Annotated in this window: 23 protein-coding genes, 4 pseudogenes and 1 riboswitch; of the genes and pseudogenes, 18 read left to right on the plus strand and 9 right to left on the minus strand. The window is 56.4% G+C overall.

Annotation, left to right across the window (positions count from 1 at the left end; all coding sequences use genetic code 11):
- The first annotated feature begins 165 nt into the window (after positions 1-165).
- Positions 166-1320 (plus strand): SIR2 family protein, encoded by a 1155-nt coding sequence (locus B3397_RS18790; protein ID WP_296253010.1) that lies wholly within the window; start codon positions 166-168, stop codon positions 1318-1320.
- A gap of 2 nt (positions 1321-1322) precedes the next feature.
- Positions 1323-3029 carry an ATP-binding protein gene (locus tag B3397_RS18795; protein WP_049860742.1) on the plus strand — a complete coding sequence of 569 codons (1707 nt, stop codon included), beginning with the start codon at positions 1323-1325 and terminating at the stop codon, positions 3027-3029.
- 376 nt (positions 3030-3405) lie between these two features.
- On the opposite strand, the gene B3397_RS18800 is transcribed toward B3397_RS18795, so the two are convergent.
- A protein-coding gene (locus B3397_RS18800) for an IS3 family transposase (RefSeq protein ID WP_152965737.1) occupies positions 3406-4568 on the minus strand; the annotation gives its coding sequence in 2 pieces (ribosomal slippage) (positions 3406-4316 and positions 4316-4568; 1164 coding nt in all).
- 186 nt (positions 4569-4754) lie between these two features.
- Between B3397_RS18800 and B3397_RS18805 the strand changes: the two are divergent.
- The 8 genes and pseudogenes from B3397_RS18805 (at position 4755) to B3397_RS18840 (ending at position 8812) form a co-directional block, all read left to right on the plus strand.
- A pseudogene (locus B3397_RS18805) lies at positions 4755-5102 on the plus strand (AzlC family ABC transporter permease).
- A 288-nt stretch (positions 5103-5390) separates the two neighbouring features.
- Positions 5391-5672, plus strand: a complete 282-nt coding sequence (locus tag B3397_RS18810) for an AzlD family protein (RefSeq protein WP_349679031.1) — start codon at positions 5391-5393, stop codon at positions 5670-5672.
- 202 nt (positions 5673-5874) lie between these two features.
- Positions 5875-6030: pseudogene (locus tag B3397_RS18815) on the plus strand (fluoride efflux transporter CrcB); the annotation flags it as partial.
- A gap of 10 nt (positions 6031-6040) precedes the next feature.
- Positions 6041-6109: pseudogene (locus tag B3397_RS18820) on the plus strand (DUF190 domain-containing protein); the annotation flags it as partial.
- A 146-nt stretch (positions 6110-6255) separates the two neighbouring features.
- Positions 6256-6328: riboswitch (Fluoride riboswitch) on the plus strand.
- A gap of 79 nt (positions 6329-6407) precedes the next feature.
- Positions 6408-7754 (plus strand): voltage-gated chloride channel family protein, encoded by a 1347-nt coding sequence (locus tag B3397_RS18825; RefSeq protein WP_049860741.1) that lies wholly within the window; start codon positions 6408-6410, stop codon positions 7752-7754.
- The gene (locus B3397_RS18830; protein WP_296253016.1) at positions 7751-7975 is read left to right on the plus strand and encodes a hypothetical protein; all 225 of its coding nucleotides are present in this window, start codon (positions 7751-7753) and stop codon (positions 7973-7975) included. Before B3397_RS18825 ends, B3397_RS18830 begins: the two co-directional genes overlap by 4 nt.
- An 83-nt stretch (positions 7976-8058) precedes the next feature.
- Positions 8059-8210, plus strand: a pseudogene (locus B3397_RS18835) (inorganic pyrophosphatase); the annotation flags it as partial.
- Positions 8210-8812 (plus strand): uracil-DNA glycosylase, encoded by a 603-nt coding sequence (locus tag B3397_RS18840; protein WP_049860740.1) that lies wholly within the window; start codon positions 8210-8212, stop codon positions 8810-8812. The pseudogene B3397_RS18835 and the gene B3397_RS18840, both read left to right, overlap by 1 nt.
- Positions 8813-8820: 8 nt before the next feature.
- On the opposite strand, the gene B3397_RS18845 is transcribed toward B3397_RS18840, so the two are convergent.
- Complete coding sequence (locus B3397_RS18845) at positions 8821-9990, minus strand: TDT family transporter (RefSeq protein ID WP_049860739.1); 1170 nt, start codon at positions 9988-9990, stop codon at positions 8821-8823.
- 117 nt (positions 9991-10107) lie between these two features.
- Here B3397_RS18845 and B3397_RS18850 point away from each other — a divergent pair, with 117 nt between their 5' ends.
- The 8 genes from B3397_RS18850 (at position 10108) to B3397_RS18885 (ending at position 19022) form a co-directional block, all read left to right on the plus strand.
- Entirely contained in the window at positions 10108-11004 is an 897-nt protein-coding gene (locus tag B3397_RS18850; protein WP_049860738.1) for a LysR family transcriptional regulator, read from the plus strand.
- 158 nt (positions 11005-11162) lie between these two features.
- Complete coding sequence (locus tag B3397_RS18855; RefSeq protein ID WP_296253022.1) at positions 11163-12155, plus strand: YncE family protein; 993 nt, start codon at positions 11163-11165, stop codon at positions 12153-12155.
- 322 nt (positions 12156-12477) lie between these two features.
- Entirely contained in the window at positions 12478-12858 is a 381-nt protein-coding gene (locus B3397_RS18860; protein WP_049860736.1) for a hypothetical protein, read from the plus strand.
- Between the two features lie 1061 nt (positions 12859-13919).
- A complete protein-coding gene (locus B3397_RS18865; RefSeq protein WP_236690505.1) occupies positions 13920-14819 on the plus strand; it encodes an SIR2 family protein in 900 nt (299 codons plus the stop codon).
- Between the two features lie 85 nt (positions 14820-14904).
- Positions 14905-15615, plus strand: a complete 711-nt coding sequence (locus B3397_RS18870; protein WP_049860735.1) for a hypothetical protein — start codon at positions 14905-14907, stop codon at positions 15613-15615.
- Positions 15616-16096: 481 nt separating this feature from the next.
- Positions 16097-16438, plus strand: a complete 342-nt coding sequence (gene copM / locus B3397_RS18875) for a CopM family metallochaperone (RefSeq protein WP_296253028.1) — start codon at positions 16097-16099, stop codon at positions 16436-16438.
- Between the two features lie 552 nt (positions 16439-16990).
- The gene (nadE, locus tag B3397_RS18880) at positions 16991-17818 is read left to right on the plus strand and encodes an ammonia-dependent NAD(+) synthetase (RefSeq protein ID WP_296253032.1); all 828 of its coding nucleotides are present in this window, start codon (positions 16991-16993) and stop codon (positions 17816-17818) included.
- Between the two features lie 136 nt (positions 17819-17954).
- On the plus strand, positions 17955-19022 hold the full coding sequence (locus tag B3397_RS18885; RefSeq protein ID WP_414704411.1) for an AbrB family transcriptional regulator: 1068 nt from the start codon (positions 17955-17957) through the stop codon (positions 19020-19022).
- Positions 19023-19145: 123 nt separating this feature from the next.
- On the opposite strand, the gene pdxJ is transcribed toward B3397_RS18885, so the two are convergent.
- The 7 genes from pdxJ to lepA all read right to left on the minus strand — a co-directional run bounded on the left by pdxJ (position 19146) and on the right by lepA (position 25404).
- Positions 19146-19889, minus strand: coding sequence for a pyridoxine 5'-phosphate synthase (pdxJ, locus tag B3397_RS18890; RefSeq protein WP_296253035.1), 744 nt, complete (start codon positions 19887-19889; stop codon positions 19146-19148).
- 42 nt (positions 19890-19931) lie between these two features.
- A complete protein-coding gene (gene recO, locus B3397_RS18895) occupies positions 19932-20618 on the minus strand; it encodes a DNA repair protein RecO (RefSeq protein ID WP_296253037.1) in 687 nt (228 codons plus the stop codon).
- A 114-nt stretch (positions 20619-20732) separates the two neighbouring features.
- Positions 20733-21635: a GTPase Era gene (gene era, locus B3397_RS18900; protein ID WP_296253040.1), complete on the minus strand. Its 903-nt coding sequence runs from the start codon at positions 21633-21635 to the stop codon at positions 20733-20735.
- Positions 21628-22317 carry a ribonuclease III gene (gene rnc, locus B3397_RS18905; protein ID WP_296253043.1) on the minus strand — a complete coding sequence of 230 codons (690 nt, stop codon included), beginning with the start codon at positions 22315-22317 and terminating at the stop codon, positions 21628-21630. The genes era and rnc overlap by 8 nt, the downstream gene beginning before the upstream one ends.
- Positions 22314-22691, minus strand: coding sequence for a DUF4845 domain-containing protein (locus B3397_RS18910; RefSeq protein ID WP_296253046.1), 378 nt, complete (start codon positions 22689-22691; stop codon positions 22314-22316). The genes rnc and B3397_RS18910 overlap by 4 nt, the downstream gene beginning before the upstream one ends.
- 52 nt (positions 22692-22743) lie before the next feature.
- Positions 22744-23598: a signal peptidase I gene (lepB, locus tag B3397_RS18915; RefSeq protein WP_296253049.1), complete on the minus strand. Its 855-nt coding sequence runs from the start codon at positions 23596-23598 to the stop codon at positions 22744-22746.
- Between the two features lie 9 nt (positions 23599-23607).
- A complete protein-coding gene (gene lepA, locus B3397_RS18920; protein WP_296253051.1) occupies positions 23608-25404 on the minus strand; it encodes a translation elongation factor 4 in 1797 nt (598 codons plus the stop codon).
- Positions 25405-25569: the final 165 nt, after the last annotated feature.

Here is a 25569-nt window from a genome sequence, read left to right on the forward strand (position 1 = left end):
CGGTTGAAGACCGAGGCTGTATGGCTTTCATTTCACAACACAGGATCGTGTTCTATGCCAGTCGACGCACCTCCATTTGTCCCTCCACCACGACTGCCTGTAATTCCTCTCCCACCTCCGTACCAAGGGCAGCAGGCATACCTTCCGCCAGGTGCGAGTGAGTGGATGCCGCTGACAGCTGAGGCTTATCAAGTCCTGAAAGGGGTCGAGCCTGATGATGAAAATATGATCAGCTCGAACAGGAATAGGCTTAGCGAGATGTTTTCGTCTGCTCTTCAGGTACCTAACCTAGGGTTTTTTGCTGGAAGCGGTACATCTCTAGGCAACCCAGGCGGGCCTAGCATGTGGAAGCTATGGCAAGACTCGATGTGCGACCCGCAGACCCATGCGCTGACAGCTGCCGGTCAGCAGGTTACTGAGCGTGTCCGTTACGCCGAGCGCCGAAATCCGAACATCGAGCATTTCTTATCACAGTGCGATGCCTACCTGGCGTTCAATGACGACCCAGTCGTTGATGAGTTTGTCGCACTCGTGAAGGAGCAAATCCTACACGCTTGCTCAACGTTCATTACCCTGCCCACTTCAGACATATCGGCATATCGTGAACTCCTCCAGAAGCTGGCTAGGAGAAGGGTTCGTGACCCGCGCCTGAAGGTGTTTACTACAAACTATGACATGTGTTTCGAAACGGCAGCGTCGGAACTGGGTATGGTCATTATTGACGGATTTTCCTACACCCGCAGACGCCGGTTTGACGGCAAACATTTCACGTACGACATCGTACGCCGGGAGGCAGACAGCCACGAGTTTGCCGAAGGCATTTTTCAACTGCTGAAGCTACACGGATCAGTCAGCTGGAGCCGAGATGGTCATGAAATCTACGAGGACAGCCGACCGACGCCGGAAAACGCGTGCCTAATATATCCCGCAAAAGGAAAATACCAGCAAGCGTTTCTTCAACCCCACTTGGAGCTGCTTTCAAGATTTCTGGAGTTTTTACGACAACCAAACAGCTGCCTGGTTGTGTCAGGATTCGGGTTTAACGATGACCACCTTTCCGAACCGATTTATTCGGCATTGCAATCCAACCCCAGCCTGAAGCTGATTCTCTGCGACTACAATGGCATCAGCCATGTCCACAACCGTGGGGACAATGGATCGAGCCCCTACTGGGGAAAATTCCGCGATCTCGCTGAACGCGGTTTCGACGTCCATTTCGTCAGCGGTTCATTTGGCGATTTGGCGGCTCACATCCCCCACCTGCGCACCGCTTCGCCAGCTGAACAGTTGGCGAATGCTGTTAAACGGATCGGTAGATAACCATGTCTCCAGAAGGGATACTTCTTAGCACACTGAAAATCGGAGTGGTCACCAGCGTTGCAGCGCAATTGATCAAAATCAACCTGGCACATGCTGGAGAAAACAGCGGTCGATATCTAGGTCAAAATCGCTATGGCAAAGGTGAGGTGGGGGAACTGGTACTGATCGAGGGTCAGCAAGCGGTGCTCCTAGGACGCATTACTGAAGTGAACCTTCCTGATCGTGAGCGTACCGAAATTTCCCAAGACTTCGCTGGCACGCAGGCTATTGACGCAATCGGCTTGATACGCCTGCTAGGGTCTGTTCACCCACACACCTTGAAGGTCACTGCAGGCGTCAGCTCCTACCCACGACTAGGAGACCGGGTCTACTCAGCACCCGGCTCGTTTATCTCCAAAATCCCGACACTGATTTCGAGCGGGATAAATGGGGAGCCCCCTCGCGTAGCGCTCAATCTCGGACATGTATCTGGGGATGGCGGTTTCGCGATTGCTGTAACGCCAGAAAAACTCTTTGGTCGACATTGCGCGATCTTGGGCTCAACTGGAGGTGGGAAAAGTTGGACGACTTCAAAGCTCATCGAGGAATGCCGTCGATACGCTTGCAAGATCGTGCTTGTGGACGCGACAGGGGAATACCGGTCACTCGAAGGGGAAGACACAACACATCACCATCTCGGAAACCCGCTGCATCGAACTCCAGGCTCTCTTGAGGTAGGTATTCCGCCCAGATGCTTCAATGAAACTGATTTCATCGCACTCTTCCAGCCGTCAGGTAAAACCCAAGGCCCCAAACTCAGAGAAGCCATAAGGAGCCTGAGGCTTGCCGCCTTAGCTCCAGATATCTTCACAGAAGGGTACGTCCCGAAGGTAGGTCAACTCAAAGCTGATTTTCGTCGAGCGATGAACAGGGATGACAACGCCAACCGGGTAGGCAATCCAAATCTTCCCTTCGATATGAGCATGTTGGTTCGGCAAATTGTCGAGGAATGCTGCATGCCGACGGGATACAACAACGACATGACCAGATGGGGCGCTGCAAGCACCGAGCTATCGTACTGCTCCTCTCTCATGACGCGAATCATGAGCGTAATGGACTCTCCGTCGTTGAGCTGTGTGTTTCGCCCGGCAGAAGGCCTTCCGAGCCTGGTTGAACATCTCGATGAATTTATCGCTGGAGAAAAGCGGCTGTTCAGAATATGCCTCAGCTCAGTCGGCTATGAATTCAACGCGAGAGAAGTCATCGCCAACGCCATCGGCAGACTGCTATTGCTGCGAGCCCGTCACGAGGCCTTTCGACAGCGACCGTTGATCGTCATTTTGGACGAGGCTCACAACTTCCTAGGGAAAACCCTAGGAGGTGAAGATGACGTTCAGAACCTGGATGCGTTCGAACTCATCGCGAAAGAGGGCCGAAAGTACGGACTCAACATTTGCCTGGTCACCCAGCGACCACGAGACATTACCGAAGGAGTGTTGAGTCAGATGGGCACGTTGCTGGTTCATAGACTGACCAATGACCGTGACCGAGAAGTGGTTGAACGTGCGTGTGGGGAGCTGGATCGTTCAGCCGCCGCTTTCTTGCCCAATCTGAAGCAAGGTGAGGTGGCTTTGGTAGGTGTAGATTTCCCAATTCCGGTGACTATTCAGATCGGGCGTCCCACCCAGCCTCCAAAATCGGATGGGCCAAGCTTTCAAGGGCTATGGTGAAATCGCAATCCTTGTCGATGGGCGCTAGCTTATCCGGGCGGACAATTTACCTGCAGCTTCGGGTTGGTCAGGGACGTCCACGTAAGAAAATTTTGGGTCGAAATTTGGCTGATAAGGCGTATACTTCGACCCTGAAAATGAAGCTGAAACGGCCAAAAGTATACGTTTTTATCCGAGCGTACCGGCTAAGACTTGATGAAAGCCCCGCCAGCGCTGAGCTTCGCGAATGTATACACAGACGGATATGAGTATTTTGCCAATGAAATTCAGGTAGGCAAAAGCGTATACATTAATCTAAAAAACACTAAGAACCCCCTTGCTAATGAAGGGGGTTTTTTTATAGAAAAATCAACTGCCTATACGCCCCGTGTAGTGGTCAACTGATCCCGGACACTGAATTGAGTTTTTCCTCAGCGACCGCAGGCGTTTGCCCTTCGTTGAACTGATGCGGTCGCCGCCAGTTGTATCGCTCCATCAGGAACCGGCCAATATCCTGTTGCGCTAGCGAAGCGCTCATATAGCCCACCGTCGGTATCCATTCAGTTTTCAGGCTGCGAAATAGCCGCTCCATTGGCGCGTTGTCATGGCAGTTGCCGCGCCGACTCATGCTCTGTGTGAAGCGGTATCGCCATAGTCTCTGGCGGAAACTCCGGCTGCCGTATTGACTGCCTTGATCACTGTGAAACAGCACATTTTGAGGCCGACCACGCTGCTCATAGGCCATGTCCAGCGCTTTGATCACCAGGTCGGCGTCGGGCTTGGCCGAGAACGCCCAGCCCACAACCCGGCGCGCATAAAGATCGATTACCGCCGCTAGATAGTGCCACCGACCTTCGGCCCAAACGTACGTGATGTCACCGCACCAGACCTTGTCGGGGGACGCCACGCTGAACCCTCGATCAAGCACGTTCGGGATATCAGGTCGCTCCACGGTCGCCTTTTTGTAGGCATGTGAGCCCGGCTGTTTGCTGATCAAGTTCATCTCGCGCATCAACTTACGTACCTTGAATCGCCCGATCTGCATGCCGTCCTCTTTCATCATCAGCATGATGCTCCTGCTGCCCGCAGCGCTTCGGCTTTGCGTAAACAGCTTGTTCACGCGACTGCGCAAAACCACCCGTTCGGCATCTGGATACCGACGTTTCCGGCAGTACGCGTAGTAGCACGATCGGGTTACTTCAAATACCGAGCACAACAGATCAATCGGCTCTTGAGCCCGAAGTTGATCGATTAACGCGAACGCTCGTGTTCCTCGGCCATCAAGAGCGCGGTGGCCTTTTTTAAGATGGATTTTTCCCGTTCTAGCCGGTTGATACGGGCTTCGAGTTCCTGGATTTTTTGCTGCTCAGGCGTCAGGGCTTTGCTGGTCGGAGTAGTACCGCCACGTTCTTGCTGGAGCTGGTTCACCCAACGGCGCAAGGCCGACTCAACAAGCCCAAGCGAACGGGCTGCTTCGGTATGGCTGTAGCCTTGGTCGAGCACCAGGCACGCCGCCTCGCGCTTGAACTCAGGGGTAAAGGTACGACGTTGCTTGGTCATCAGACACCTCTCTGTGGCGAGCATTCTCGCCTAAATGGGTGTCCGGTTTCATTAGACCACTACACTGGATAACGCTATTCGCTGGAGCACAAGAACGCTGCCATGATCGAAGAAAACATCAGAGCCGAAGTTGTAAGGGGCGTGAAAGACGCATTCCCCGTGCTGTTCGCCGTCGCGCCCTATGCGATGGTGCTAGGAGCTCAAGCATCCCAAGTCAGACTCTCCGTTGGGGAAGTGACCACCATGACAGGGCTGAATTTCGCTGGGGGATCTGAGTTTGCGGCTATTCAGCTCTGGTCGGCCCCTATCCCGATTTAGACGATCATTCTGATCACCTTCCTGATCAACAGTCGCCATATCGTCATGGGCGCTGCTTTGGCCCCATACCTCCAGCACCTTCCAAAAAGGAAAATTGTTCCGGCCCTTTTCTTCATGGCTGACGGAGGCTGGGCAATAAGCTATGCCGATACGCTGCGACGTTCTCTCGCCGGTTATGAAACGGCTTTCTGTAGGCCGTACTACTGGGGAGCGTAATTCCCCTTTTATCCGGTATGGGGGGGTTTGCTGTTCTCGGCGCTTTGATGGGGCCGGTGCTGGGAGATATAGACCGCTACGGGTTCGCCACGGCATTCCCAGGGGTCTTCATTGTCCTGCTCCGTGGCATGTGGAACGATTTGCCAAGCCGAGGCTGATTGGCTTGATAGTGGCAGCAGCTACCTTTCTCTTGGTTCCAGGCGCGTGGTTCGTATTAGCGGGCACCGTTGCAGGCATTGCTTGAGCATACCTAGAGGCTTCAGTCGAATGATCAGTTACGCCTCTCTCATGACGATAATAGGTATGGCTCTGGTGACTTACGCCACGCGAACCAATGGGTTTCTGCTGTTGCGAAACCGTAAGCTCAGTCCACGGGCACGGGCGGTACTAGACGTTGCGCCTGGTTGCGTTTTGATTGCGGCTATCGCACCGCACTTCGTCTCGCCACACCCTGAAAAACTTCTTGCATTGGCAATTACGATAGCGGCTGCCTGGAAAAGACCAATGTTGGTGATCGTGGCAGCTGGTGTTTCTTCGCTGGCACTTTTCAAATACCTGTTGAGCAGCTAGGGAAAACTACCGTCGAAATGGATCGATCTCTGATTCACTCGCGATGGGTGTAATTGCATTCACTTGACCACCCGTTTGCATTCGACTTGACCAGTCGTTTGCATCCGACTTGACCAGTGCACATGATGCGTACGTGAACCTTAGACAGGGTGCGTAGGTGTATCAGCTTCATGTCGCCAATCCAGGACAGGACTATGATTGGTTAACTACCTTTTTTACGTTTTCGGCAGAAACCGTTGTCCTAATCCAGAAAGGCAGGCTGTTCTGGGTGCTCGGCTCAGTTTCACTACACGTCTTGGGTTCGCTGGCAATGACGGCTGCCGGGCTTCTGTCCTATCAAATATTCGACACGCGCTGAGGAGATGAACATGAAAAGTTTCCTGGTGACTTTCTTTACCCAACAGAACCGTCGCTATCAGGGAAAGATGCTCGGCGAGGATATCTCGTGTTTTTCATAAAGACCCCAATTGAGATGGGCTTCGTCGGAAAAGATGCTACGTAGTCTAACGTGCTTTCATAAGCTGTGACTTGACGACGACTTTCCGTAACACGATTTTACATTTTGGACAGGACTAGCTAAGATCGGCGCATTGGAGATGGCATTCCTCCATTAACCAACCGCTGCGCCCGTAGCAGCTGATGATGCCTACAGAAACCTGATCAAACCAGGTCTGTAGGCGTTCGCGCTCAGAATCCCTTTTTGGTCAGGCCTACTTACTTTTTGTGGCTGGCCAAATGTCTAAATTTCGACGACCTGAACAACTCGACCTACTGCCCTATATTGCGAAATGGCTTGCGCTTGCTGGTCTTGTAGCTCTTTTGGCAGGCTCTGCCTCTGCGTTATTCCTCCTTTCTTTGGATCATGCCACCCAATGGCGAGAAGCCCATCCCTGGGTGCTCTGGCTCCTGCCAGTTGCTGGCTTCGCCGTCGGACTTGCGTATCACTTGATAGGCAAACCCGTTGATGCCGGAAACAACCTGATCATCGATGAGATCCATGATCCTAAGAAGATCGTGCCTTTGCGCATGGTGCCGATGGTGCTAATCGGAACCGTGGTTTCCCACCTCTTCGGTGCATCTGTGGGACGTGAGGGAACGGCGGTGCAGATGGGCGGCGCTCTTGCCGATCAACTGACGCATGTCTTTCGGCTACGCCGCGAAGATCGCCGGGTGATTCTCATGGCCGGTGTCAGTGCTGGCTTTGCGTCCGTCTTCGGCACCCCTCTTGCCGGGGCTTTGTTCGGACTTGAAGTGTTGGCCATCGGACGTATGCGTTACGACGCGCTTTTCCCTTGCGTGGTTGCGGCAATCGTTGCTGACCAAGTGGGGCAAGCCTGGGGAGTGGTTCATACGCATTACGTCATTGGCGAAGTGGTTCCCGTGCAGCTCTGGAGCGTCATGGCTGTGGTAGCTGCAGGAATTATCTTCGGCCTCACTGGCCTTCTATTCGCGACGGCCACCCATAAGCTCGGAGCTTTCGTTAAACGACTTATCTCCTATTCGCCACTACGCCCCTTCGCCGGAGGCCTGCTGATCGCAGTCGCCGTGTGGGCGCTCAGTGGTAACCATTACATCGACGTCGATAAATACATCGGACTGGGCATTCCGAGCATCGTCCAATCCTTTCACATGCCAATGGATCCTTGGGACTGGCTTGGAAAGATGTTGTTCACCGTTGTCTCCCTGGGGACTGGATTCAAGGGCGGCGAAGTCACTCCGCTGTTTTACATTGGAGCGGCCTTGGGGAACGCGCTAGCGCCCCTCTTACATCTCCCCTTCGGCATGCTGGCTGGTATCGGTTTTGTGGCCGTCTTCGCTGGCGCAGCTAATACGCCACTGGCAACCATTGTCATGGCCATGGAGCTCTTCGGCCCTGAAATTGCTCCGCTTGCAGCCATTGCCTGTATCGCAAGTTACCTCGTATCCGGGCATACCGGGATCTATCACGCCCAGCGCGTGGGTCACAGCAAACACCACCGTCCTCTGCCGGAGGAAATCCGGCTCTCCGATATCAAGCAATTTCATGCTCAAAGTGAATCTGCCAGCGAGCGGAAAGTGGCTCCTATAGGGGAAGAGAAATGACCGGACATCGCCAAGATCGCCTGACAGTTTTGCAGCTCTATGTCCCTGGTGCTAGCCGGGCTCGAGTTACAAATTTCTGGCACCACCTGAGTGTGCCCGCGCTTGCCCAACACCTTCTTAAAGTCGCCCAAAAAGATAAGATTGAGCAGATGATGCTCAAGCCGATTCTGCAGGCTATTTACCGGGCCAAGCATTTCCCATCATTACCCAGAGCTCGGTGATATGCGTCATCACGATGAAACGCTGCGCACCGTTGTGCAACCACGCTGACGAGTTGCGCAGGGTGCGAGCTCCCGCGCTATGACTCGCTCAGATTCAGCATTTTTTGAAAACTGCAAGGGACTCGAGCAAGGTAAACGGGTGAAGATAGGGCGTTGGCGTCACGCAGATGAGGTGCGGGAAGAGATTCGTGAATCGGTAGCGGCGTACAACCTGCAGAGGGAGGCTTCCAAGTAGTGTTACTCAATCAGAAGAGCGCAGATCAGGAAATTTCTCTGAAGGAAAGAGAAGACTTTTTGCTGCTGCCGAAAATTGCTGAATTGACGCGCTGGGTAACGGCCCAGTCAACGGGCGAAAGAACATTACCGTATTTCGATCCGCTGGATGGTGGCGTCTTCGCAAGGGTATTGATTTTGTTGGAATCGCCCGCTCGAACGATCAGTCTTCCACGGTACGTGTCAAGAGACAATGCGGGGCCTGCACAACGCAACCTCAAAGGTTTCATTGAGCAGGTTGGACTGGCACGTCACGAAACCGTCCTTTGGAATTTGTACCCTTGGCTACCAGATCTCGAAAAGCCCAAGGGTGCGCTCCGCAGAGCGCAAATCGACGAAGGTATCGAGATGCTGATCACGCTACTGACGCTTTTCCCTGATCTCGTCACTATCGTATTTGCCGGACGTGTTGCCCAGAAAGCCATACCGCGTGTTCGGCTCGCCTTCCCTGATTTTTCATTGCTGAAAATGCCACACCCCAGTCCCCTTTCTGTTTGCACTCACCCGAATGTTAGGCAGCGCATTTTGTCCACATTGCGTCACGCCAAACAGTCGATCGAGTAGCCAAAGGTTCAGGTTTTGCCCGCCTTGTTCAGTGAGGCAATACACGGCGAGACGAACAAGTTGCCGCGATAGGCACCCGCCAGGGTTTTGGCCGCGACGATCATCCACATGACGGTGAGCATCAACACCAGTGCCACGCCAAAGAAGCTAAAGAACGTGAGGTGCAGCATAGCGCCCAATTTGAGGGTTGTTACGGCGTACACTCCCAGCGGAAAGGTGAAGCCCCACCAGCCGAGGTTGAAAGGGATGCCCTCCCTAAAGTAGCGCCCGGTAATTAGCAGCGCCAATACCATCCACCACAATCCCAGCCCCCAGAACAGCACACCACCGATCAAGCCGATGCCCTCGGCTACGACGCCGATGCTTGCCATTCCATGAGCAGCAAAGATCGCTGGAGCATCGTTGCCCAGCACCAACATCCCCAAAGCTCCGGTACCGATCGGCCCTAAAGACAGCCAGCTCGATGCTGCCATGCTTTCATGAGGTAGTTTGTGCAGCGCCATGCGCAGTAACAGGATCACCAGGATGCTCAAGGCGACGGGCACCGAGTAGGCCCACAGCACGTAGCTGGTGATGAGCATGGTGAACTGTGCGCTAGCGTCAGCGAGGTGCGGAGCCAATAGACCGCCACTCGCGGCAGCCACCTCAGCCGCAACTACTGGCAGCAACCATACCGCTGTCATCTGATCGATGCTGTGCTGCTGGCGGGTAAACATCATGTACGGGATCAGCACCCCACAGGCCAATGCCATGGCGACATCAATCCACCACAACACTTCCGCTAAAGCGACTACCCCATCCCCCCAGCGTGGCAAACCATAAAGGAGAAAACCGTTGATGATGGTCGCCAATCCCATGGGGATGGTTCCAAAAAACATCGATACAGTGGAGTGGCCGAAGATCTGTTTGGCCTCATCGAAGAACAACACCCAACGGCTCGCGTACATCAGCGTGAACAGGCAAAACAGCACGATATTAAAAAACCACAAAGCTTCCCCTAACGCTTTGGGCCACTGCGCAGCAAAAGGCAGTTGGCCCAGAGCCAGAGCCAGAATCCCGGTGCCCATCGTGGCGGCGAACCAGTTGGGTGTGAACTGCCGGATCGCTTCTCGTGGATTGGACAAGGCCGCCAAGGGATGGCTGCCGCCCATGATAGCTGCGAGTCGTGTATCACTCATTTTCGCGCTCCCGCTTCAGTTTGCCGTCAATATGACATGGCTGAAGTATAGGTTGGTGGGCATAGCGGTAAAAACGGATAGTATAGGTTTACATTACCTATTAAGAAGGTAGATCCCTTGAAGCTTAGCCTGCGTCAGCTACAAATTTTCTGCGCCGTCGCGCAACACGGTAGCACCACCAGCGCAGCCATTTCGGTGTCACTGTCCCAATCTGCAACCAGCGCCGCACTCAACGAGTTGGAAAACGCCTTGGATACCAGGCTGTTCGACCGTGTCGGCAAGCGTTTAGTGCTGAACGATAACGGCCATGCCTTACTGCCTCAAGCCAGAAGGATACTTGAGAATGCACAACAGATAGAGGCCAGTTTCTTACCAGGCCATGCCGGTCTGAAAACACGCTTGCGGGTAGGATGCAGTACCACGATAGGCAATTATGTTCTGCCATTGATTCTCGGTGAGCTGCGTCAATCAACACCACATTTGAGGGTCGATGTCGACATGGCCAACAGCATGGCTATCGCAAGAAGAGTCGCTGATTTCGAGATTGATATGGGCCTGATCGAGGGGCCTTGCCACCTGCCCGAACTCAGTGCCGAGCCTTGGCTTGTTGATGAGTTGCTTATTGTCGCAGGCCAACGGCATCCCTTGGCACTAAAGCAGCAGGTCACACTTGATGATCTTCGTACCGCCGAATGGCTACTGCGCGAGCCAGGTTCTGGTACCCGCGAAGAAGTCGAACAATTGCTGCTGCGTCATCTGCACGATCTCGCCGAAACGCGCCAGATTGGCAGTTCAGAGGCTATCAAGCATACCCTCGCACAAGGCATCGGCATGAGTTGCCTGTCCCGCTGGGTCGTTCGGGATCTACTGGCCTCTGAAGTCCTGGTTGAACTGCCGCACGCCTTGCCTGCACTGACTCGACGTTTTTTTCTGATCCGCCACCGGGACAAATTCATATCGCCTGGGCTTGAGCGATTCTGGGAGAGCTGCAGTCAGTTCTTGAGCCAGAAATAGCCAGACCTATTTATAAAACAGGTAAGAGCTACCAAAACAAGTTGTTTCCGGAATTTATCAAATACGCATAAGGTCAACTCATAGCCCTGCAGCGATGAACGAGTTGTCTTTGCCAAGGCGCGAGTGGATGCTTGGCTTACCCTTATGAGGAAACCCTGATGAATGTGATAAAGAAAACCATCACAGCCCTGACGTTGGGTGTTGCGTTGGCCACAACGATGAGCGCGTTGGCCGCGGACGATCGCTGGACGTTCGAAGGCGATATTCACAACAACTCGCTGGCTCTCAGCCCTGATGAAACGACGGCGGTGGTCTCTTACAGTCAGCGTCCAGATGTAGTGGTTTATGATTTGAAAACCGGAAAGGTTCGCCAGGTTCTCACCGGCTACGTCACGCCGCGAAATATTGTGTTTTCGCCAACTGGCGATGTGTTCTACCTCTCCGACAGCAGTTTGGGGGTCGTGCGCAAGATTGACACCAAGACTTTGAAAGTGATCGCAGATATTCCGTTGGGCGCAGGTGCTTTTGGTACCACACTCAGCAAGGACGGAAGCCTGCTCTACGTCAACAATGAAGCGGCCAGCACGCTGTCGGTCATTGACCTTGATCACCAGCGGCCAGTAGCTGTGGTACCTGGCTTCTCCCAACCGCGCCAAGGTATCCGGGTAAGCCCTGACGGCAAAACCGTCTATGTCACCAACTTTCTTGGGGACAAAATTACCCTGGTCGACAGCAAGACCAATATGATTGAAGGTGAGATCACTGGCTTCAACAAGTTGCGCGCCATCTCCATATCGGCGGACGGCAATACGCTGTACGCGGCTAACAGCGGCAGTAACAGCATCGCAGTTGTCGACACTCAAAAACGCGCCATTACAACCACCGTCATGGTGGGCAAAGACCCCTACGGCGCAGCACTTACTCCAGACGGGCTGCACGTCTACTCGGGTAACCTCGGTGACAACAGCCTTTCAGTGATCGACACCAAAACGCTGAAAGTGACCACCACTGTGACCGGTTTGAAGGCACCCCGCCAGGCCATTGTCTTCACCAAAGACAAGTCGAAGGCGTATGTCCTCAATGAGGACTTGAGTATCTCCACAGTCGATCTCGCCAGCAACAAGGTGGTGTCGACGCTAAAGCCCGACTGATTGAACAGCGCAGGCCTTCATGGGGGCCTGCTGATACTCCACGACCAAGTGAATAATAATGAGTGAACGTGATGAGTTCTGGATGATGAATCGCCGTCGCTCATCGAGATGAGCTAGTGATGCTTGACCGTGAGCGTCGCTTTGCTAAATTGAGTAAAGCACAGGGTCGGGGGAGCTCAGGATTCCAGCAAAAAATGATACCGGGACGTTTTTTCTACAGAGTCGAATAAAACTGTTTGTGGCTCGTCTACTGTCTGATGGCTTGCTGTTTCCAATAGCAGGTGAGCCTTCTAAAAATTAAAAAACACCAAAGGAAATACGTATGTTCAAAAAGATGATTCTCTCCGTCGCTGTTGCCGCCTGCTGCATGTCGGGTTTGGCGTTCGCCGATGCGCCAGTCAAGGTTGCTGAAACGGATAAGGGAAAAGTACTCGTAGATGCGAAAGGAATGACTCTTTATACCTTCGGTAAGGACACCTCGGGCAAGTCGGTCTGCAATGGGCCATGCGCTGCAAACTGGCCACCTTTGCCGGTATCCGCAGATGCGAAAGCGGGTCATGATTACTCTGTCGTCACTCGAGACGATGGCACAAAACAATGGGCATACAAAGGCATGCCACTTTACAGCTGGGTCAAAGATACCAAGCCAGGGGATACAACCGGTGACGGCGTCAACCAAGTCTGGCACGTTGCCAAGCCGTAACGTCAAATAATTAATAGGCTGGCTTGCGCCAATGGCTTTGTCAGTGGCGCAAGCCAGAAGAGTACGCACTTGACATTTTCGCCAAGTTCTACTCGAAAAAATCGAACGTAGGGCAAGCGTGGACACCCTTGCTGCGCTGATCGCTATAGTGGCCGAAGCGGATCATCTGGGTAGAAAAACTGCTGCTATCAAGGCAGCAGCCCTTTTACACTAAGTGCTTCTAATGCTGGCGATGGAGCTTCAGGCGCGCGGTGTTACCGTTGGCCTGATCGATTGGCTAGCGTTGAACGTCTTACCTCGTGTCGTACCTGCCCACTTGCATATCTGGATAAGCAGCGCTGCCTACATCCACGCGTATGCACATCTGAACACCGTGGTTTACCAGCATCCGGAAAAGGGGGGAAAAGTTTTGTCCTGGAAGTCTCCTACCAGACTGATGTGCAAGCTGCTTACCGGAGATATGGGAATTGACGTTTTGCACGCAATGCGTGCCGCAGTTAGAGTTGCGGACGGACATATCGAAGGTTGAGGTTCATTTAAGAAGCAGCGACACCGCAAGATCAGCACTCGCCAGCTTGCATGTGATCGACGATTTGGCGTCTAGTTGTTTCCCATGGACTCCCCATCTGACCCGGCTCCGGTATTGGCGATCCCCCATACGTCGCCAAGTCCGCTTGCGATATGATGCAAAGCACATATCAACACAAGCAGCTTGGGAACAGTTGAAAGGCCGGGGCCTTATGGCTTTTATTTCACAACACAGGAACGTGTTCTATGCCAGTCGGTGCCCCCCCATTTGCCCCTCAACCACGACTGCCTGTAATTCCTCTTCCACCCACGTACGGAGGGCAGCAGGCATATCTTCCACCAGGTGCTAGTGAGTGGATGCCGCTGACAGCTGAGGCTTATCAAGTCCTGAAAGGCGTCGAGCCTGATGATGAAAATGTGATCAGCTCGAACAGGAATAGGCTTAGCGAGATGTTTTCGTCTGCTCTTCAGGTACCTAACTTAGGTTTTTTGCTGGAAGCGGTACATCTTTAGGTAACCCAGGCGGGCCTAGCATGTGGACGCTATGGCAAGACTCGACGTGTGACCCGCAGACCCATGCGCTGACAGCTGCTGGCCAGCAGGTTACTGAGCGTGTCCGTTACGCCGAGCGCGATAATCCGAACATTGAGCATTTCTTGTCACAGTGCGATGCCTACCTGGCGTTCAATGACGACCCAGTCGTTGAAGAGTTTGTCGCACGCGTGAAGGAGCACATCCCACACGCTTGCTCAACGTTCATTACCCTGCCCACTTCAGACATATCGGCATATCGTGAACTCCTCCAGAAGCTGGCTAGGAGGAGGGTTCGTGACCCGCGCCTGAATGTGTTTACGACGAACTATGACATGTGTTTTGAAACGGCAGCGTCGGAACTGGGTATGGTCATTATTGACGGATTTTCTTACACCCGCAGACGCCGGTTTGACGGCAAGCATTTCACGTACGACATCGTACGCAGGGAGGCAGACAGCCACGAGTTTGCTGAAGGCATTTTTCAACTGCTGAAGCTGCACGGATCAGTCAGCTGGAGCCGAGAGGGTCATGAAGTCTATGAGGACAGCCGACCGACGCCGGAAAATGCGTGCCTGATATATCCCGCAAAAGGAAAATACCAGCAAGCGTTTCTTCAACCTCACTTGGAGCTGCTTTCAAGATTTCTGGAGTTTTTGCGTCAACCAAATAGCTGCCTAGTTGTGTCAGGATTCGGGTTTAACGATGACCATCTTTCCGAACCGATCTACTCAGCTTTGCAATCCAACCCAAGCCTGAAGCTGATTCTTTGCGACTACAACGGCATCAGCCATGTCCACAACCGTGGGGATAATGGATCGAGCCCCTACTGGGGAAAATTCCGCGATCTTGCTCAGCGCGGGTGCTGGATCTCAACACAGATATCCGATGATACAGCTTGAGAAATTACTCCGGCCACCTGCATGGGTAACGCTATAAACCATTAGAGGCTGTAGTCTCACCTTATCGCTGACGTAGACTCTGGGGATGACGTCCCACTACCGCGAGATCACAGTCATGGCAACAGACATAACTCCCACAGGAGGCTGCGAGCGCGCGGCAGCTCTGTTAGAGGTCTACGGGCGCACGGCCAACGGGCAATTTCTCCCTCGGCTCGCATTGGCAAACAACCTGCTCAAAAGCGTGAACGTCGGAATCACGAACATTCAGGTCAATGTCGCAAATCCGCCTGATCTGACTCCAGTGTTTGATGCGTTAAGGGCGCTGCCACAGCTGCTGCAGGACAAAACTCTTCAGAAGAACTACAGGGCTGTGCTCAACCACTACGAAAACTACCTCCATCACGGGGACGAGCTCTATCTCAAGGATGTGCTACTGCGCTGCGCCACCGAGGTTCCAGATTTCGAGTCTGCGCTGGAAGAAACGCTGAAGGCTCTAGCACCAGACCCGTATGATTATCGCTTTGCCCCAAAAAAACTGGAACCGCTTAAAAGCCTCTGCAACTCATACCTCGGCATGCTGGCTTACAACTTCCATGCCGTGACGATCTATCATCCAGACACAGCAACTGACGAGACAGCGATTCAGGTCAAAACCCGACACCATGCAACAGTCCACACCGGCTACTCGCTGCCGAACCGCGCCATCGCCAAATCCACGAAACTGCGAAACATCGGCGTCATGCGCCGATCTTGGGCATACAGGAGATTGGGTGAGCCGGTCAGTATCGCGTACTGAGGCAGTAGCACAGCCAAGGAGCCTTTATTCAGTGCGTCACTGGCCAGCTCTTGGGGCTGGAGCATCACACCAATCCGGGTTCGAAATTAAGCTGATAAAGCGTATACTTCGACTCTCAAAACGAAGCTGAAAAGGCCAAAAGTATACGTTTTCACCTGAGCGTACCGGCTAAGAATTTATGAAATCCCCGTTAACACTGGCCTGTGCGAATGTATACGTAGACCTATATGAATACTATGCCAGTAAGCGCAGGTTGCTAGACCCTGAAGCCCGCCTCACTTTATTGTGAGGCGGGTTTTTTTGGGCCTGGCTTTCGGGCCCTTTCGCGGCTGTACGCCGCTCCTACAGGGGATTGCGATTTTTTGTGGGAGCGGCGTACGGCTGCGAAGAGGGTTCATGCACACTTCGACACAGCCCAAACGGAACCTTCCTCCCGGTTCTTCGTCAACCCATCGAACCCACCACCGGATTGGTCACCACCATGAAAACCACCGTCGCCCTGCTTCTGGCCTGCCTGGCCGCCCCCGCCTTCGCCACCGACATGTCGCACATGAACAAAGACATGACCCCCATGCAGCATGAGTACATGATGAGCATGGAGACCATGCAGAAATCCATGCACGAGGGCGGCATGGAGAAAGACCCTGACGTGGCCTTCGCCAAGGGCATGCTGGCTCACCACAAGGCGGCCCTGGACATGGCCCAGATCGAACTCAAGTACGGCAAGGACGCCGAGATGCGCAAGCTGGCGCAAGACATCATCAAGGCCCAGCAGGCAGAGATCGATCAGATGGAGGCGTGGGTCAAGCAGCATCAGAAGTGATCGGGAATATCGGCCAGCAGGACCGACGCCTTCGCGGCTTGGACGCCGCTCCTACAGAGGATAGCGCCCTCCGCAGGAGCGGCATCCAGCCCCCACCCGCCCACACCGCAACCCCGCAGGAGCGCCGGCCAGACGCCAAAGCGCCACCCCAAACCCCCCACCCCCCACCCCCACACACACCCCCCCACAGACACGCGCGCCGACCCCCAACCACCCACCACATCCACCACCACCCCCCACACCCCCCCTCCCCCCCNNCCGTAGGAGCGGCGTCCAGCCGCGAAGGCGCCACCCCATACACCCCGCCCCCCGCGCCCACACCGCTTCCCCGTAGGATCGGCGTCCAGCCGCGAAAGCGCCACCCCATACACCCCGCCCCCCCCGCGCCCACACCGCTTTTCCTGTAGGAGCGGCGTCCAGCCGCGAAAGCGTCAGCACAGGCAATACATCACCAAGATCACGCCCCGCCCCGCTCTAACCCGCCACTACCCTCCATTTCGATGTAAGCTTTCAACCCTTCGCGCCCGTACCGATTTTTCAAGGAGTCCGCCCATGAGCAACCGCCAAAGCGAGATCGCCGCCGCCCTGGCCGTGGTCCCCCCCTTCGCCGACACTGCTGCCATCGAGCAGGAAATCGAACGTCGCAAGGCGTTCATCAAGCAATGCCTCACCCGCGCCGGGCTCAAGGTGCTGGTCCTGGGCATCAGTGGTGGTGTCGATTCGCTTACGGCCGGACGCCTGGCCCAGTTGGCGGTCGAGGAGCTGCGCCAGAGCAGCGGCGATGACAGCTACACATTCATCGCTGTGCGCCTGCCCTACAATGTGCAACACGACGAGGACGACGCGGCCGCTTCCATGCGCTTCATCCGTGCCGATGTCGAGGACACGGTGAACATCGCCGGTGCGGTTCTAGGGTTGTCCGAGCAGGTGACCCATTTGCATGGCCTGACCGATGCACGCCGCGATTTCGTGGTGGGAAACGCCAAGGCACGCATCCGCATGGTCGCGCAGTACACCATCGCCAATGCCAACAACGGGCTGGTGATCGGGACCGATCACGCGGCCGAGGCGGTAATGGGCTTCTTCACCAAGTTCGGTGACGGTGCCTGCGATCTTGCCCCGTTGAGCGGGTTGGTGAAGGGACAGGTACGTGCGCTCGCGCGTCATCTGGGCGCGCCGGACAACCTGGTGCAGAAGGTACCGACCGCGGATCTCGAGGAACTGCGACCTGGCAAGCCTGATGAGGATGCCCACGGCGTGACCTATGCGCAGATCGATGCGTTTCTGCATGGCGAGGCGGTGAGTCAGGAAGCCTACGACATCATCGTCAAGACCTATGACCAGACGCAGCACAAGCGGGATTTGCCGTTCGTGCCTTGATGGGTAGGGCCGGAGCTCGGGGTGAATGGTCCCCTCACGCAGCGATCCGCGTTAGCCAGGGTGAGGCGACCATTCACCGCCACGCCCCCGCCCGGCGCGAACCTCCTCCACAGATTTCAAAATCACGGAGTACCCTTTGACCGTACCGCCCACCCTGCGTCACTGGCCGCCACTGCTGCAATGGCTCGCCCTGTTCTGCGCCGCCGCACTAGCCGGTTCGATCCTCAAATACTTTGAAATCCCCGCCGGCCAGTTCGTCGGTCCCATGCTGGTCGCCATCGGCTTCGGCGTCGCCGGAGCGAGCATTCGTATCCATCGGCATGCCTTTCGCCTGGGTCAGGGCTGCGTCGGTCTGCTGGTCGCCCATTCCATGACCATGGCCGTGATCATGGCGGTGGTGCAGTCCTGGCCCGTCATGCTGTTCGCTACGCTGCTGACGGTGATTCTCAGCGCTGCGGTCGGCCTGGGCCTGGTGCGCTACGCCGGCATCCCCGGGAGTACCGCGGCCTGGGGCACAGCGCCAGGGGCGGCGTCGGCCATGGTAGCGATGGCTGAAGACTACGGCGCGGACTCGCGAGTGGTGGCGACCATGCAGTACGTACGGGTGGTTTGCGTGGTGATGATCGGCGCCCTGGTCAGCCGCTGGTTGGGCGTGGAGAGCAGCGGCAGCGACAGCCACAGTGCCCAGTGGCTGTGGCAGAGCGAACAGCTGATCAGCCTTGGGCTGAGCCTGGTGACCATCGTGGTGGGCGTGGCGCTGGGTTCGCGGGTGCCCGCTGGGGCGCTATTGGTCCCGTTGCTGCTGGGGGGAGGCTTGCAGCTGTCGGGCATGTTGCAGATTACCTTGCCGGGCTGGTTGCTGGCGGTGGCTTACGGCACCATCGGCTGCTACATCGGCTTGCGCTTCGACCGACCCACCATCGCCTATGTGTGGAAACGCCTGCCGGCCATGATCGTTGCTTCGATGTTTTTGATCGCCATGTGCGCGCTGTCGGCGTGGTTGATCGCGCACCTGCTGAACAAGGATTTCCTGTCGGTGTACCTGGCCACCAGTCCCGGCGGGCTGGACTCGATGGCGATCATCGCTATCGATACCCATTCGGATGTCGGACTGGTGCTGGCAATGCAGACCTTGCGCTTGTTTGGCGTGATTTTCACGGGAGCGTTTTTCGCGCGTTTGATCATCAGGTTGAGCAAGGCCTGAGATCGAGGTGCGGCCATCGCGGGCAGAGCCCGCTCCCACAGGGTTTCCTGCATAACCTGAGATAGCGGGCCCTGCAAGTCCCCTGTGGGAGCGGGCTCTGCCCGCGATGGCAGCGCCTTGGTCTCAAGCCTTGCTCGCAGCCAGAATCAATGCCTTCATTTCCACAACAGCCGCCTTGAACCCCACGAACAGGGCATGGGCGACCAATGCATGGCCAATGTTCAGCTCATTCACCCCTTTGATGGCCGCCACGGGCTCGACGTTATGGTAGTGCAGACCGTGCCCGGCGTTGACGATCAGGCCCTGGCCCAAGCCAAAGGCGACACCGTCGACGATGCGCCGCAGCTCCTCGGCCACCTCGGTCGGGGTCTGGGCATCGGCGTAGCGACCGGTATGCAACTCGATCGCCGGCGCGCCCACGCGCTGTGAAGCCTCGATCTGACGTTCGTCGGCATCGATGAACAGCGAAACCTCACAGCCGATCTTGCTCAGGCGCTCTACCGCCGCCCTGATCTTGGCTTCCTGCCCCGCCACATCCAGCCCGCCTTCAGTGGTCAGCTCTTCGCGGGTTTCCGGCACCAGGCACACATGCGCCGGCCGAATCTGCTCGGCAAAGCCCAGCATCGCTTCGGTCACGCCCATCTCGAAATTCATGCGCGTTTGCAGTACGTCCTTGAGCAGCAGCACATCACGCGGCTGTATATGCCGGCGGTCTTCGCGCAGGTGCACGGTGATCCCGTCAGCACCCGCTTCCTCGGCGTCCAGCGCAGCCTTGACCGGGTCTGGGTAGCGCGTGCCCCGGGCCTGGCGCAAGGTAGCCACGTGATCGATGTTGACGCCGAGAAGAATGCGATTACTGGTGCTCACGGGAACTCTCCGAAAAATTCAGGCCCACAGCATACGTGTTGCCTAGGGCTTGCGAAACAGCTCGCGGCTGACCAGGGGCCGGCTGCCCAGGTGAACGGCCAACGCCTGGCGCATCAGGCGCTTGGCCGCGCCGAGCACGCCGGGCGTTTCCCAGCTGGCCTGGGCCATGCCCAACAGCTCGACGCCCTGGAACAGCCCCGGCTGCAACAGCTCGACCCGCTCCAGCCCAGCGTCCACCTGCAGGCGGTACAAGCCTTCGGCGGCCACCGGATCACCGTTGACATCCATGTCCAGCGCGAAGCCGTAGCCCAGGTCATCGAGCAGGCGCCACTCGAAGGAGCGCAGCAATGGCTCCAGGGGCCGGCCAGCACCCAGCGCCTGCAAAGTGGCCGCGTAATGATCGAACACGCCGGGGTGAGGGTCTTCGCTGGGCAGCAGGCGAATGATCAGCTCGTTCAGGTACAAGCCACTGAACAGCGCATCGCCGACCATCCACACCGCCACGCCGGCACTGTCCATGCGGCCGACGTTCTTGAGTTCACTTTTGCCGCGAAACTCGACTTCCAAAGGCACGAAGGGCCGCGCCAGCGTGCCGGCCTTGCCACGGGCGTTGCGCAGCACGGCACGCAAACGGCCTTGCGGGGTCAGGAAGTCGACCAGGGCACTGGTTTCGCGGTAGGCGCGAGAGTGCAGGACATAGGCGGGTTGGGGCGTAGGCGTATTGGACATGGCTTGCGTAACCTGTAGCAGCGGCGTGAGCCGCGTCATGAACCACGCCAAAGACCAGACAGACGGGCGCGCCCTTTGACGCGGCCTACGCCGCTGCTACGGATCGGGGTGGGGTTATTGGTCGTTGTAACCCAACGACCGCAACGCACGCTCGTCGTCAGACCAGCCGCCCTTCACTTTCACCCACAGGTTAAGCATGACCTTGGAGTCGAACAGCACCTCCATGTCCTTGCGCGCTTCCATGCCGATGCGCTTGATGCGCTCACCCTTGTCGCCAATGATGATCTTCTTTTGACCGTCACGCTCCACCAGGATCAAGGCATGGATGTGCAGGGTCTTGCCTTGCTGCTTGAATTCCTCGATCTCGACGGTGATCTGGTACGGCAGCTCCGCGCCCAGCTGGCGCATGATTTTCTCGCGTACCAGTTCGGCGGCCAGAAAGCGGCTGCTGCGGTCGGTGATCTGGTCTTCGGGGAAGAAGTGCTCGTTCTCGGGCAGATGCCCGGCGATCACCCCTTCCAGCGCTTCCAGATTGTGCCCTTGCTGGGCGGAGATGGGCACGATCTCGGCTTTGGGCAACTGCTCTTGCAGCCACGCCAGGTGCGGCATCAATTCGGCCTTGTCTTCGATACGGTCGGTCTTGTTGATCGCCAGGATAACCGGGCCTTCAACGTACTGAATGCGCTCGAGCACCAATTGGTCTTCGTCGGTCCACTTCGTGCGGTCGACCACGAAGATCACCACGTCGACGTCTTTCAATGCCGCCGAGGCCGTCTTGTTCATGTAGCGATTCAAGGCCTTTTCATTGGCCTTGTGCATCCCGGGGGTGTCGACGTAGATCGCCTGGATGTTGCCCTCGGTCTTGATGCCCAGCATGTTGTGCCGGGTGGTTTGCGGCTTGCGCGAAGTAATCGCCAGCTTCTGCCCCAGGATATGGTTGAGCAACGTCGACTTGCCGACATTCGGGCGGCCGACGATGGCTACATAGCCACAGCGGGTATTGGGTGCATCAGTCATTGCCATTCTCCACGCCCAGGGCGATCAGGGCAGACGCGGCGGCCACCTGTTCGGCGATGCGACGGCTGACGCCCTGGCCCCGGCTTTTTTCATTCAGAAGAACGACCTCACACTCGACGAAGAACTGTCGGCAGTGCGGGTCGCCCTGGATATCCACCACTTCGTAACGCGGCAGTTCAGCACCGCGGGACTGCAGAAATTCCTGCAGGCGGGTCTTTGGATCTTTGTTGGTATCGACCAGGGTCAAGCCTTCGAACTGGTTTTCGAGCCACGCCAGCACCCGGTCGCGGGCCACTTCCATGCCAGCGTCCAGATAGATGGCGCCAATCAATGCCTCCAGCGCGTCGGCCAGAATCGACTCACGGCGAAAACCGCCGCTCTTGAGCTCGCCCGAGCCCAGGCGCAGGTAATCACCCAGTTCGAAACCGCGCGCCAGAATGGCCAGGGTCTCGCCTTTTACCAGGCGTGCGCGCAGTCGCGACAACTGGCCTTCGCGTGCCTGGGGAAAACGCTCGAACAGCGCCTCACCGGCAACGAAGTTGAGGATCGCGTCACCGAGAAACTCCAGACGCTCGTTGTTGCGGCCAGCGAAGCTGCGGTGGGTCAGGGCCAGTACCATGAGGTCCTGATCCTTGAACGTGTAGCCGAGCTGACGCTCCAGACGACTCAAAGACACGCTCACGGTTTGACCACGCTGAAGTTGTGATCGAACTTCATCACCACATCCAGATTCTGGATCAGCGGCTCACGCTTTTCATATTGCAGGTGGGCACGGAACACATTGCCCTCCTCGGTAACACTCAACACCTTGTTCAAATCCAGATCCCGAATATTGTTGACCTGCATGCCTCGGCTGACATGACTGTAAAATTCACCCACCGTGTTGATTTCGGTGGACTTGTCGGTAGCCACCGACTCGATGGATTTTTTCAGCGACCAGTAATCCATGTAATGGGGCACCAGTTTCATCGCAGTGGTGGCCACGAACGCGAGTACCGCAAGCCCGAGCAATACACCGAACAGCGACATTCCTTTCTGAGACTTCACTGCATTCATCCTGGCCACCTTGGAAAGCAATCGGCGCCGTCCCAAGACAGCGCCGCTGGTGTTACTTGATCAGACCCACTCGCGAGAAGTTGGGCAGATGACTCAGCTTGGGCTCCGGCCAACTCATCCAGATGGCGAAGGCCTTGCCGACGATATTCTGGTCCGGGACCATGCCCAGCAGATTCTTCGGAATCGCGGGGTCATCCCAGTAGCGGCTGTCGTTGGAGTTGTCGCGGTTGTCGCCCATCATGAAGTAGTGGCCGGCCGGGACTGTCCATTGATTGTCGGGCGGCGCCCGGTAGCGGGACATTTCCTGACGGATCACATGTTCCACTTCGCCAAGCTTTTCCTTGTACAGCTCGGCACTGCCCAGGCTGCCTGGCTCGCTGCCCACCAACTGGCGTGCCACCAGCTCACCGTTGACGTACAGCTGCTTGTCGGAGGTGTAGCGGATCTGGTCACCCGGCAAGCCGATAACCCGCTTGATGTAGTTCACGTTAGGGTCGCTGGGATAGCGGAACACCATGACGTCGCCGCGCTTGGGGTCATTGACCTCGATGATTTTCTTGTCGATCACCGGCAAGCGAATCCCGTAGGAAAACTTGTTCACCAGAATGAAGTCGCCGACTTCCAGGGTCGGGATCATCGAACCCGATGGAATCTGGAACGGCTCGACCAGAAACGAGCGCAACACCAGCACGATGAACAGCACCGGGAAGAACGACTTGCCGTATTCCACCAGCAAGGGCTCTTTATCCAGTTGCTCGACCACCGACGGCTCGGGCTGGCTGACGCTGCCCTCGTAGTTGGCGATCGCAGCCCGCCGGCGCGGCGCCAGGAAGACCAGATCGAGCAAAGCCAGAAAACCGCAAACGGCTACAGCGATAACCAACAACAGCGGGAAATTTAGTGACATAGGACTCGATTATTCCAACCTGAGCACAGCAAGGAAGGCTTCCTGTGGAATTTCCACGTTGCCGACCTGCTTCATGCGTTTCTTACCTGCCTTCTGTTTCTCCAACAGTTTGCGCTTACGGCTGACGTCACCGCCGTAGCACTTGGCAAGTACGTTCTTTCTGAGTGCCTTGACAGTGGTTCGCGCAATGATCTGCCCGCCAATGGCGGCCTGGATGGCTACGTCGAACATCTGCCGCGGAATCAGCTCCTTCATTTTCTCGGTCAGCGCACGGCCTTTGTAGGCAGCGTTGTCCCGGTGCACGATCAACGCCAGGGCATCGACCTTGTCACCGTTGATCAGCACATCCAGCTTGACCAGATTGGCTGACTGGTAACGGTCGAAATGATAGTCCAGCGAAGCATAGCCCCGGCTGGTGGACTTCAAGCGATCGAAGAAGTCCAATACCACTTCGTTCATCGGCAAATCGTAGCGCACCTGCACCTGGCTACCCAGGAACTGCATGTCGCGCTGCACACCGCGCTTCTCGATGCACAGGGTAATGACGTTACCCAGGTGCTCTTGAGGCACAAGAATAGTCGCCGAAACGATGGGCTCGCGGAAGTCTTCGACAGATGAAACATCCGGAAGCTTCGACGGGTTGTCGACATAGATGGTTTCACCGGTCTTCATCTTCACTTCGAAGATCACGCTCGGCGCCGTGGTGATCAGGTCCAGGTCGTACTCGCGCTCCAGGCGCTCCTGGATGATTTCCATGTGCAGCATGCCCAGGAAGCCGCAGCGAAAGCCGAAGCCCAGCGCATCGGAGCTTTCCGGCGAGTACTGCAGCGAGGAGTCGTTCAGGGTCAGCTTCTGCAATGCATCGCGGAAGTCTTCGAAATCGTCGGAGCTTACCGGGAACAGGCCGGCATACACCTGAGGCTGGATACGCTTGAAGCCGGGCAGTACTTCCACGTCCGGGGTGCTGTTCAAGGTCAGGGTGTCGCCTACCGGGGCGCCATGAATGTCCTTGATGCTGCCGATGATGAAGCCCACTTCGCCGGCTTTCAGATCAGCGGTCACGGTATGCTTGGGCGTGAATACGCCGACGCTGTCGACCAGATGCACCTTGCCGGTGGATTTGACGAGGATCTTGTCGCCTTTCTTCACGCGGCCGTGACGTACGCGCACCAGCGAGACCACGCCCAGGTAGTTGTCGAACCAGGAGTCGATGATCAGCGCTTGCAACGGCGCCTCGATGTCGCCGGTAGGCGCCGGAATGGTATGAACCAGGCGCTCGAGTACATCCAGCACGCCCATGCCGCTCTTGGCACTGCAGGCCACGGCGTCGGTCGCGTCGATACCAATGATCTTTTCGATCTCGTCCTTGACCTTGTCCGGGTCGGCCTGGGGCAGGTCCATCTTGTTCAGCACCGGCATGACTTCCAGGCCCTGCTCGATGGCGGTGTAGCAGTTGGCGACCGACTGCGCTTCAACGCCCTGGCCGGCATCGACCACCAGCAGCGCGCCTTCACAGGCCGCCAGGGAGCGGCTGACCTCATAGGTGAAGTCGACGTGGCCGGGGGTATCGATGAAATTCAGCTGATAGGTTTTGCCGTCCTGCGCCTTGTAGTGCAGGGTGACGCTGTGCGCCTTGATGGTGATCCCGCGCTCACGCTCCAGATCCATGGAGTCCAGAACCTGGGCTTCCATTTCACGGTCGGCCAAGCCGCCGCACATCTGGATGAACCGATCGGCCAGGGTCGACTTGCCGTGGTCAATGTGGGCGATGATGGAGAAATTGCGGATATGACTCAAATCACTCACGGATCAACACTCAAAAAGGCTGCGGGCCGGACGCCCAACGAAAAATAGCCGGGAATTGTACCTGAATAACCGAGTCGTGTGGGAGCGGGTGGTCAGGGGGTGTTACAAGCCCCCCTCCCCAGCCTCACGCCACCCGCCCTTCGCAGGAGCGGCGTACAGCCGCGA

The sequence above is a fragment of the Pseudomonas sp. UBA4194 genome (genome assembly GCF_002379585.1).
GTDB lineage: Bacteria > Pseudomonadota > Gammaproteobacteria > Pseudomonadales > Pseudomonadaceae > Aquipseudomonas.